Genomic DNA, 12,908 nt, shown 5'->3' with positions numbered 1-12,908 from the left:
TTGGAGAGGAGGAATGAATATGTCATTTGCTTCAGAGATGAAGAAAGAGCTAACGCAAGTGGAATCATCTGAAATTAGTATGAAAGCGGAATTATCCGCTATGATTCGAATGAATGGCTCACTGTCATTTGCGAATAAGCAACTGAGCTTAGATGTTCAAACTGAAAATGCGGCTATAGCTCGTCGAATGTATACGATTTTGAAAAAACTCTACAATTATAAAATAGAGCTACTCGTGCGAAAAAAAATGCGTTTGAAAAAAAATAATGTGTATATTTGTCGTTTGCGTGACGGCGCGAAGGAACTATTAGAAAGCTTAGACATTCTATCAGGTAATTTTTTATTTAACCATACGATTTCAGCAGAACTAATCGCAGCAGAATCTTCAAAAAGAGCGTATTTACGTGGGGCATTTTTAGCGGGTGGATCGGTTAATAATCCTGAAACTTCAGCATATCATCTTGAAATTTATTCGCTTTATCAAGAACATGGCGAAGCATTGATGAATTTGATGAATACATTTGATTTAAATGCAAAAACAATTGAGCGTAAAAAAGGCTTTGTCACGTATTTAAAAGAAGCGGAAAAAATATCTGATTTTATGAGCTTAGTTGGGGCACACCAAGGAATGATGAAGTTTGAAGATGTGCGAATTGTGCGTGATATGCGCAATAGTGTTAATCGTTTAGTAAACTGCGAAACGGCTAATCTCAATAAAACAATTAGTGCAGCAATTCGCCAAGTTGAAAACATTAAGTATATCGATCATCGTCTAGGTATTGAACAACTACCCGATAAGTTGCAAGAAATTGCTCGCTTACGTGTAGCCTATCAAGATGTCACATTAAAAGAACTAGGTGAGATGATGTCTACAACTGTTTCCAAGTCAGGAATTAACCATCGTTTACGTAAAATAGACGAAATTGCCGAAACTTTACGTGCAGGTGAGAAGGTTACTCTAAAATAATTGTGAAAAAAGAGTTATAATAGAATTATAATAACAAATGGTACGGCATACTACATATGTATTGCCAATCTATAAGGAGGAAAACATACGATGTTAGAACAGCAGGTTGAGGTTAAACTCAAGTCCGGTCTTCAAGCACGCCAAGCAGCACTTTTTGTACAAGAAGCAAACCGCTATCAGGCTGATGTATTTTTACAAAAAGGAACAAGAAAGGTGAATGCGAAGAGCATCATGGGGATTATGAGTTTAGCCGTAGCCCATGGAACTGACATTATCTTGTTCGCTGATGGTAGAGATGAAAGTGAAGCAATTGCCGGTTTACAAGCGATGATCGAGTCAGAAGAATAATAGCATGATCAGAGAGAAAGTCACGACAAGATTTATTGTCGTACTTTCTCTTTTTTTTTGTTCTATTTTTAGACTGTTAGAAATAGCATCAAGTAATTCAAATCAATTACTGAGAAGAGCGGACATCTAGTTCACCTGCCATAATTGCAGATAGCTGTCATTATTGTCGTTTCGTTTATCGATCTTTAGACAAGATACGCCATACCATTCAAATTGACTAATTGGCAAAAAAGAGGTGTTAAATAGTTTTACTTTTGCTTACACATGGCCTTTTAGAAGAAATTAATAACAAAACGAAATGCGTATGGTTATAAATGATATAGAGCGAAAATTTTATTAATAGTACAGTATAAGCAGTTGGTTTACATCTGAGCTACATAAAAAAGGGGAATGAAATTAAACATTCAATTTCATTCATCTCAATATTTGACACAGAGATTTTAAAAAAAAAAGAAAAAAGAGATAAAAGTCCTATGAAAAAAGAACTTTTATCTTGTGTAAACTATCTGAATAGTAGGGCAATAGATTCATTATTGAATTCCATTCATCTGAAATCAATAAAATGATAAAAAAAAGAAAAAAATAGTAGGATTATACATAAAAAAACTGACAATACATATAGTTTGCTATCGTTACGCTTATACGATTCAACAGAATAAAAATACGCGTAAAGTGATAAATTTTATAAAATTCTAATGAAAAAGCAAATTTTTACTAGTTAATTTATAAAAAGACCTAGGTTCATTGGAAATTTCATGATTTGGGTTATTACTCCGACTATAGTAATAACCATGAAATCCGATATAACTAAAGAGCAACAAAAAACACCTATTTTGAATACATTTAACAGTACAAAAATAGGGGAAAATTTTATGGAATGAGGGATTGCATGAAGAAAAAACTAAGTGCAGCTTTGTTAGCAATAATGATGTTGATGAATATTATTACATCTGGCTACCTTATGCCGATGCAAGCATTAGCACAAGGAACAGAGCAACCTGCATCAACAAATGACGAGGCAGGAATAACACCAACAGCACCAACGGCAGAAGAAATTGCGCAAAATCAAGCAGCAGTTAAAGAAGCAACACAAAAGGTAAATGGTTTGTTTCAAGATGACAAACAGCAAACGATTAAAGAAAATTTAGTAGAAGCACATATAAATTCAGTAGAACCATTCGTTAATAAAATCACGGATGGTGCTGAAAAAATAGCATTGCAAGCACTACTTGTAAAAGCACAACAACAAGTAGCCGATAGACAAGCAAAACTAGCTGCTGAAAAAGCAACAGAAACAGTCAAAGAACAAGATAAGTCACAGATAACAGAAACGGCAAAAGAGCAAGACAAACCACAGGTAACAGAAGTAGTAAACGCACCAACAAAGAAAAAATTAATACCGAAAGCAATAGATCAACCAAAAGAAATAAAGGATGCTATAACAGCTGTTACAGCAAAACTTAATAACAAAGAAATTACGAATACAAATAAAGAGGTTAAAATTGGTGACACAGTTTCATTAGATTTTAAATTTAAACTGGACGTAGATCATGAGCATAATAATGGGGATTATATTAAATATAAATTACCAACAAATATTTTTAATGCAACTGAATTGATCGACCAACCAATAAAAGAGGGCTCAACAATAATTGCTACCTATTCTGTAAAAAATGGTGAAGTTGTTATTACGTTTACAGCAATTAGAACAGACCAAGACCAAGCAATTAGCATTCAAGACGGGAAGTTCAAAGCAACTGGAACGTTAAAGGCAACAGCAAATATGGAGCCAGATCAAGAATTAGTTTTTGGTGAAACAACTAGTACATCACAAGAAATTAAAATTCCGGTCACATTTATACCAAAGGTAGATGGTAAAAAATTAATTCAAAAAACAGATGGCGTATTAGATCAGAAAACGGGTCATATTACGTGGATAATTACAGCGAATGAAAATTTAACGGCAAGCAAAAATGCGGTAGTAGAGGATCTATTGCCTGCTGATAAATTAGCCTATATAGGAAATGTGCAAGTACAAAAATACAAAGTCAATTTAGATGGTACGTTGACAGCAGTCGGTACAGAAGAAACGATTGCACCTGTTTCAACAGCAAAATTCAATTATTCTATTGACAATAAATTCGCTTATAAATTTACTCTTGTAACCCAAAATATAAGTGAAGTAGATGTTGCAAGTGAAAAAATTACAAATACAGCAACAATTTCAGGTTCGCAAGAGAAGGGGATAGGGAATATTACAATTCACTATGGACCACCTCTTGAAAAAAGGATTGTACAAGAAAGTCAAGATGAGATTGACTGGGAAATTAAAATTAACTTTAACCAAAAAACATTATCTGCAGCTATCGCAGAATACACGGATACACTCACAGGTGGCCATAGGATTAAAGACGGAACGCTGAAAATTGTGCCGGTAGATTCAGCCGGTCAAGCAACAGGTCAATCAGTAGAACCCTACACATTAGGTAAGAATGCTGATAAAGAAGGTTTTATACTTCATTTTACAGAGGGGATAAAAGGACAAGCCTATATTGTCACGTATAAAACCGAATTAATTGATGGAGACGGTTATTTGGAAGAAGACTTAACCATAGAAAATACGATTAAACGTAGTGATCAATTACCATCAATCACTAAAAAATCGGAGATGTATAAGCAAAATATTATCTCCAAATCACATACAATTGATTACGCAAATAAAAAAATTAATTGGACAATCACTATTAATAAAGATGCCAAAAACATGGAATCCGTTACATTAGTAGATAGCTACCCAGATGATCGAACACTATCTACTGTGGAAGATTTAAAAAGGAATGGGACGCTCATAGAAAGTACTACCCCAAAGCACGGATTCACCATTTCTTTAGGTACTGTAAAAGCGCAAGAAGAAATAACATATAGCACAACTTATGTATCAAAGACAATAGGAGAAACGCCTATTACAAATAAGGCGATGTTAACATATGCGAGACCAGATAAATCATCAAAGACAAAAACGGCAATAGATAGCGCTACTGTAAACGCTATACAATCAACAAAAAATGGCTATAAACAAGGTGAATATCATTATGATACGCGAAAAATCAGTTGGCAAGCGGGTTTTAACTATCAACTAAATGACATACAAGGTACTGTATTTGAAGATATAGTGGGTAGTAATCATAAAATAGATGCTACGAGTATCCAACTACAAGAAGTAACGTTCAAGAATTCAAATGATATTACTGGAACAACAAAAACAATTGAAGATTACACAACATTGGGTGTATTGGAAATGACAGCTACAGGTTTTAAGTTCACCTTTAAAGCAGATACCCCAAATACAAAAGCATATAAATTCATATATAATACAATCGATAAAGATAAGTTAATGGAAAAAGAATATACTAATACAGCGACATTAACTAATGGTAGTGAGACCGTATACAATGAAACTGCAAATGTATCCGTAAATCATACAGATAAAATAATCGTTAAAGATTCTCCAATAATCACTGAAGGCGGAGAAAAATTATCATGGCAAATAATTATAAATCAAGGTCAATCAACTTTGACAAATGCTTCTATTAAGGATTTACCGGGTAAACATCAAATGATTTTACCTGAAACATTTGAAATTTATGAACTGGACATGAATGCAGCAAGTTATTCTAAAGGCAAGATGGTATTTGATTCCAAAGTTACAGGATACGGTAAGAATGCAGCTGGATTCGGTATCGAAAAAACATCAGATGGTTTCAAAGTAGAATTTATGCCAACAATTACAAAAGCCTATATTATAAAATATGATGCTTTGTACAATGGCCCATCAGGCTCTACAACAACCAATGTGGCAACCTTATCAACAAGTGAATTAAGTGATTACAAGGGCGGCGAAACACAATCGGGTGTGCCACGTGAAAATACAATAATTGTTACGAACGCTGACGCATCTGCTACGACGACTAAGGTGGATTTTAAAATTCATAAAGTAGATGGAGACAGTGGAGCACCAATCAAAGATGTTCAATTTGAGCTCTATAATAAAACAGGCGCAATAAAAATAGCGAGTGGACAAACAAATAGCGATGGTGACTTAGTATTCGAAGAATTATATGAAGGTACGTATACACTTAAAGAAGCTTCTGCACCAGAACCATATGATGTAAGTCAATCAGAATATTATTCAAAGACACGCATTGTAATTAAAGCAGAAATACCAACAGATCCAAGCAAGCTAGCAACTATAACGAAGACAATCGAAAATGTGACAAAAGGTGCGTGCGCTAAATTTGAAATAACATTTACTGGAGATAATAGTTATGGTGGACAAGAGGAATTTGCATTATACGAAATTAAAAATGATACGAGTGAAATAGAAATAAAGAGCGACATTAAAATTGGGAAAGATGGAAAATTAGTAGGTATTCCAACATCGTTATCCAAGAAAACAAAGTATATTTTAAGACAGAAAAATCTAAAATTACCGCAAATTGAAAAAATCTTTACAACCGATGCAAAAGGATGTGCCGTGTCATTCGCTATTGCATTCGCTTGCCCAAGCTTTAAAATTGCGGTCAATGGTTTGAATAACACAGCAGATGAATTTGTTTCAACTGCAGTATTTACATTAACGAATAAAAAAAATCCAGCTATTAAATTTGAAAATCTTACAATTGATAAATCTACCAATGAAATTTCAATTTCAACGGCAATTGAAAAAGGTAATTATGAATTAACTCAAAGTAATAATATCATTGGATATAAAAATATAGGGGAAAAATCTATAGTGGTAGATGATTCAAATTGCTCGACAGGCGTATCGATCACAATCGATCCATCCATTATTGCCTGTACTACTTACTATATTGAAGTGATTGGTGCAAATGCTGCGTTTTATAAAGGCTCTATTTTTAAATTAGTCGATCAGACAGGTGAAACAGTTACTTCTGAAACTACTAGTCTTGAAGGATTGACAGTAAATATAGATGGTAAATTAGTAAAAGACGATAAAATTGTAGGTTCTTCTGACTTACCATTAATGGCTGGAAATTATCAGTTAAAATCTACAAAAACACCAGTAGGATATAATGCAATCAATGAAAAGGTAGTACCAAATGCAATTGATTGTAAGTCTACTACGACAATAGATTTAGTCAAAAATGCTTGTGCAGAATATGCAATAGTAGTAAACACTATAAATAATCTTTCGTCAAAAAATTATAGTGACTATATTTCAAATTCTGAATTTACATTAGTATCAAGCGTCGATTCATCAAATATTATTACACAAGTTTCAATTGGTACAGATAATAAATTATATTATTTTGATGATAAATCCAATTCAAAAATAGTAATAGATAAAAATAAATTAGTAAAAATTGAAACATATACGCTTATACAAACAAAAACTGCAGCTGGCTATAAAACAATTGCACCAACTGCAATTGAAGAGATGACAGAATGTCTTGGTGAAGTAACGATCAATTTTGCTAAAACGACAGAACCAACAACACCAGGGGTTTCTTGCCCAGACTTCCATATTAATTTTGAAGGTCCTGCAAGTACAACAGCAGAATTTAAATTAGTAAAAATAATTGATCCAAAAGATGCAACAAAAGATGTAGTACTTGCAGAAGCAATTAAAGTAACGACAGAACCAACTACTAAAAAGCAATCGCTTGTACTGACAGACACTAAAGGTGATCAGATTACCGCCCTTGAAGAAGGCAGCTATAAGTTAGTGCAAACAAAAAATCAAGCAGGTTATTTTGCTATCTCTCCTAAGTTATTTGAAGTTAAAATGGGGGAATGTATTGCAGACATAACAATTTCAAACACGCCAATTCCTCCAGCCTGTTATCAAGATACTGTCGTAACAGTGATAGATCAAGAAGGGAATCAAGTAATCGTTAGTGACAAAGTTCAAGTGACGGTTGAAGGGAAGGACACGGCAGTAACAACTGTAAATGGTCAAGTAGTCATACCAAAAGAGTCATTTAATACGACTGGTAATACGACGGTAGTGATCACACTTGAAGATGGTCGTGAATCGACTATAATAGTTCCTGCTATTCGTACTACATGTGATGCAGAAGCACTTGTACCCGTTCTTAAAGTATGTGAACAAGATAAAAAAATCACCATTGCCGACAGAGAAGGCAAAGTAGAAATACCAACAAAAAATGTCAAAGTAACGGTAGATGGTAAAGAAGTAAGTATAACTATTGTGGACGGTAAAATCGTCTTACCAAAAGACGCTGTCCCAACGAATAAGGAGTCAGTGGTAAAAGTAATGCTTGAAGATGGTCGCGAATCATCTACTACCATGCCAAAATTCAGTGAAAACTGTGAAATCACAATGATTGTTGATGTAGATCAATCTTGTAAAGAACTTGCAGTGACAATTACTGAGAACGGTAAAAAAGTGACAGATGCTACAAAGGTAAAAGTGGAAATCATCGATGCTACAGGACAAACAGTAGCGACAAAAACGGTTGATGCGAGCGGTAATGTAGTATTTGAAGGGAAATATGCTTCAAGTAATTACCAAGCAAAAGTAACAATCGGTAAAGTTGTAAAAACGGTATCAATTACAATAAATGATATATGTGCCATTTCGATCGATGTTAAAACAAATGCCTGTGAAGCAGGTTCTATTCACGTAACGATGAATGACGAACCTGCAAAAGGAGCAGTTTTGACTATCCTAAATAACAATGGCGAAACTGTCTCAAAAGTAACAACAGATAAAAATGGTGTCACTTCTTATGAAGTAAAATATATTCATACAAATTATGATGCCTATATTACGTATAAAGGTAAGAAAAAAGATGTTGTTCTGATTAACTGTGTAACAAAAGTTGCTTTCACAGCTAAAACAGATGTAGGTGGAGAAACGGAAGAACCGATAAATCCAGCAAAACCACAAAAACCAATAACACCAGTAACGCCAGGAAAACCATCAACAAATGATGGAAATGGTCATAAACCAAATACCAATACAGGTACAATTAAAGTACCTTCAACTGAAACACCGGGTCATCAGTACAATGTATATGATGAAAATGGCAAATTAGTCGAAAAAAATGTAACGGTTGGCGCAGATGGAAAAGTGAATCTTGATCATCTTGCTGAAGGTAAATATACACTTGTTTCTAAAAATGGTGGCAAAACGATCAAGTTCTCTGTGAACAAAGATGGTCAGCTTCCTCAAACAGGTATCACTAGTTTGATGCCGACATTAATCGGCTTTACACTACTCTTGATAGGTGCATTAGTCATTGGTAGAAAACGTAGAAAAATAGCTTAATATTAGTTTTTTAGAACTACTAATAGTTATAAAGAATCATTTAGCGAAAATTATTCTAATATACACTTTTGAATAGAAAGGACCTCCCTATTTTATAAGGGAGGTCTTTTTTGTCTGTTGAAAAGGCTGTTAAAGTGAGGCTCTATCATGCTTTGGTCACTATTTGATAAAAATGATAATTTTGCTTCATATACCTCTATAATTATCAGTGGTATGCTATGTTTTGCATTAAAACGATTGTTGAAAAGACATCTTTTATGCGTTTTTTTTTGCTATTTTAATAAATATGAGGAGGAAAGTGAATGAAGAAACAACTGAGTGCAGCCTTAATGGCATTCATGCTAATTGTACAAATAGTTGTCAGCGGAGTCATTATGCCGGCAAATGTACAAGCAGCGGAAGCACCAATTACAAATGATTCTTCTGTCCCATCCGAACAACAAGCTACTGCAGACGATGATGCGCCAGCCGAAGAAGCGGCAGCAGCAGACAGCAGTGCGACTCAAGATGATGCACCTATGACAACAGAAGATCCCAAACAAGAAGAATCTAACAAAGAATCTTCTATTAATAAAGAAGAAAAGGTGGAACCAACACCTACTTCAATAGATGCTAAATCCACTACTGAAGAAGAGGCACCAAAGAAAGCACCAGCGAAAAAAGCGACTATGAAAGCTGTTTCTGAGGAGAAAGCAGCTGCAGTACCGGCTTCAATTATTAATACGGTAACTGTTAAAGTAGGCGATAAAGTACTAGTGAAAGATAAACCAAACAATGTGAAAATAGAAGATGCGATGTCGATTGATTACGGCTTAGCAATTCCTTTAAATACATTTAAAGAAGGCGATACGTACACGATTACATTGCCAGTAAACTTCAATACAGATGGTCTTGAAGGTGGCACAATCAATGAATTAGGTACGTATAAAATTGTTGGCGATAAAATCGTCATTACCTTTAGCAAACAGGTAGAAAATGAAAATGGAACAACAACTATTAATAACAAAGACTATCTAGTTGCAGGTATTACTATTGCGAATGTTTTAATGAGTAATTCTTCCAACCAATTAGATCAAGCAGTAGTAATTGATACAATTGAAGGACAAGAAACATATCCATTACAATTCAAACCAGCAAACGTCAACAATAATATGACTAAAAATGGTGTTGCAGGTAAGATGAAATCTGATCACACACTAAATACAGCTTCAAAAGCACCAGACACTATTTTATGGACAGTCACACTAAACCAAACAAAAGATGTCTTAAATGATGTGGTTTTTAAAGATGCATTTGATTTATCAAAATTATCTTTAGTTGAAGGAAGCTTTAAAGTAATTGAACAAAAAATAGATATAAACGGTAAAATTACAGATGGCGATGATGTTACGGCAGATTTTACAAAACAAGCAGACTATTCTTGGAAAATCAAAAATGGTTCTACAAAAGCATATAAAATTACGTATATGACAACAATGCTTGATCTAAAAGCAACAAGCTATTCAAATGCCGCTACAATTAAGGGCGACAATGTAAATCAATCAATTTCAAAAACTATTTCGGTTAACCGTCAACCATTTATGGTGAAATCAGGTACAGCTACTAAAACAGGTGCTACTTGGAAAATTAACTATAACTATAGTGCAGAAGAACTTAAACAGGCAGTTCTTACGGATGAAATGTCAAATTTACATGACTTTGATAAAAATTCAGTAAAAATTTACCCTGTAACATTTGATGATAATGGTAATGCAGTTGTAGGGAAAACAGCGATTGATGCTACTAAATTCAGTGTAACGTTATCAGAATCAACAAATAATAAAAATAAAATGAGTATTATATTTAAGGACACAATCGATAGCGCATACCAAATTCAGTATGCATCAACGTTAGCAGATGCAACTGTAGACCAAAATAGAGTGGTCACAAATACAGCCTTATCAAATGGTCAAACTACTACAAGTACGATAACAAATACACCAAACTCTATAAACAAATCAGTTGGAACAGTAGATTTCCAAAAACAAGAAATAACATGGAAAATTGTTGTAAACTCAGACCAATATACGATGAATAATGCCATTGTAAACGATGAATTTACTAATAGTAATTTATCGTATATTGATAAGAGTGCGACAGTGAACGGTGCATCATTTGAACCAACTAAAACAGCCACTGGGCTTAGCTTTAATCTAGGGAATATTACGAATGTGAAGACAATCGTTTATAAGACTAAATTAAATCCAGTAACAACACAGCATTTCGTCAATAAAGCAACTGTTGTTTGGGGAGCTAAATACACATCATCTTCACAAGCAACAGTGAACTTACCAGGTGAAGTGAAGAATAATGGTTATAAGTCAGGAAAAGGCGAATTCAATAGTACAGGGAAATATGTGATGAACTGGGAAATTGGCTTCAATAATAAACTGACTGGTGTGAAAGCTGGTATGGTAATTAATGATTCATTTACTCAATCTAATATGAGATTGGTAGCTGGTTCATTGAAAATTTTCGAGGCAGACTTAACAAGTAATGGTCGTGGAAAGATTACAACTAAAGAATTGCCCGCAGATTACTATTCAGTAACAGAGCGACAAGGGAATACGGGAATGGATATCACATTCTTAAAAGACGTACCAGCTAATCAAGCATATATAGTCGTTTATCAAACAGAAGATTTAGACGATCTATATGAAATTGAGTATGGAAATGTAGTTACTTCTGAAGGGATTTTTGGTAAAAATCCTGGAGATAAATTCACTTGGACTCTTAAACCTACAAATGGGGGACAAGGTCTTTCAAAAACAGGTGACCAAGTTGGAAAAACGCGTACATTTAACTACACTTTAGCAATTAATAATTCAAATTCAACATTGCCAAATGCTGTAGTATCAGATCAATTATCAAGCACAAATGCTAATGCCAATGATATGAAATATTTGTTGAACACATTTGATTTGAAAGTAGCAGGACAAAAAGTACCTCTAATGCTCACAACAAATCCAAATCAATTGTCGGATACAAACTATTATTTATACGTAAGTGAAGATTATAAACAATTTAAAATTATTTTCCCATCTTCAATTAATAAATCTTATACATTAAACTACAGTGTTTATTTTGAAGGAGATAAAGGTCAAACATTAGATAATAATGCGCAATTGAATTTTGTTGGTAAAGTAGCATCGTTAACAAATTCAAGCACTTTGACAAAAACCTATGTAAATAATGCGAGTACTTCAGGTTGGGGTACAGTCGTTTATAAAGAACTATTTGTTAAAAAAATCGATAGTAAAACGGGTAAGGCTTTAGCAGGAGCAGAGTTCAATCTTTATAAAGAAGATGATCTTGGCACTGTTTATAAAACAGGTCGTACAGATAAAGATGGCATTGTGAAATTTACAAATGTTCGTTTGAAAGAAACGGGCAATACGCCATACGTCTTAAAAGAAATACAAGCGCCAAACGGTTATATGATTGATGCAGCATATAAAACGGGTAAAAAGGTTGAGTTTTCAACAAGTAATCAAACAATCACGACACCTTTCCAAGTAGCAAATGACCATGAAGCATGTACGATTTCAGTATCATTTAAAAATGCAAATGATAAAAAAGAGATCGCAGCAAACGGCTCGTTTAACGTATATGAGAAAAATGCAGACGGTAACTATACACCATATAAAGAAATGAAAATTGACTTTAAAAATGGTAAGGCTTCAGTAGATTTACCACCAGGCGATTATTTCTTAAAACAAGATGGTAAAATTACCAACTTTACATCTGCAACAGAATATACAGCAATAACAGTTGAACAAGATGAAGATGGTACATGTGTGACAACGCCTGCCATTGTAGAACTTGTACCTGTTTGTGATGTCGTTATTTTGAATACAAACAAAGATACGCAAGCACCAATCCAAGGTAAATCAACTTTTGAATTAATACAAAATGGTAAAGTAATCAAGACAGTAACATCTATCAACGGAAACATCACTTTTGGTCAACTTGAAAGTGGCGATTATCAATTAAAACAAACATCAACGCCTTCTGGTTACGATGCCAACACAGCAGTGATTGATTTTACAGTTGATGCAGATCACTGTACAACAAAATTACCGAATTTCGAAAATGAAGCAAATAAATGTATCATCACAGTTATCAACAAAGATGAAACTGGTCAAGTAATTAAAGAAGGATCAGAATACAAAGTACTAACTAAAGAAGGCAAAGTACTAGAAGAAAAAGTAGTAGCAAAAGAGGGCAAAATCGTATTAG

The 12,908-nt window shown here is 33.9% G+C and carries 4 protein-coding genes; all 4 read left to right on the top strand.

Features of this window, described 5'->3' with window-relative positions:
- Nucleotides 1-19 precede the first annotated feature (19 nt).
- On the top strand, nucleotides 20-967 hold the full coding sequence (gene whiA, locus DEX24_RS12340) for a DNA-binding protein WhiA (protein WP_109306717.1): 948 nt from the start codon (nucleotides 20-22) through the stop codon (nucleotides 965-967).
- 90 nt (nucleotides 968-1,057) lie between these two features.
- Nucleotides 1,058-1,315, top strand: coding sequence for an HPr family phosphocarrier protein (locus DEX24_RS12335; RefSeq protein WP_109306716.1), 258 nt, complete (start codon nucleotides 1,058-1,060; stop codon nucleotides 1,313-1,315).
- 889 nt (nucleotides 1,316-2,204) lie between these two features.
- On the top strand, nucleotides 2,205-8,630 hold the full coding sequence (locus tag DEX24_RS12330; protein ID WP_170112940.1) for a collagen binding domain-containing protein: 6,426 nt from the start codon (nucleotides 2,205-2,207) through the stop codon (nucleotides 8,628-8,630).
- A gap of 302 nt (nucleotides 8,631-8,932) precedes the next feature.
- On the top strand, nucleotides 8,933-12,908 hold a 3,976-nt coding region (locus tag DEX24_RS12325; RefSeq protein WP_146192995.1), incomplete at its 3' end, for a collagen binding domain-containing protein.

It is taken from the genome of Kurthia sibirica (genome assembly GCF_003143975.1).
In the GTDB taxonomy this organism is placed as follows: domain Bacteria; phylum Bacillota; class Bacilli; order Bacillales_A; family Planococcaceae; genus Kurthia; species Kurthia sibirica.
This window is presented reverse-complemented; position numbering and strand designations above follow the sequence as displayed.

Bases quoted from the DNA above. Each gene is read 5' to 3' on its own strand.
- whiA (WP_109306717.1), top strand. From the start codon at position 20: ATGTCATTTGCTTCAGAGATGAAGAAAGAGCTAACGCAAGTGGAATCA.
- DEX24_RS12330 (WP_170112940.1), top strand. From the start codon at position 2,205: ATGAAGAAAAAACTAAGTGCAGCTTTGTTAGCAATAATGATGTTGATG.
- DEX24_RS12335 (WP_109306716.1), top strand. From the start codon at position 1,058: ATGTTAGAACAGCAGGTTGAGGTTAAACTCAAGTCCGGTCTTCAAGCA.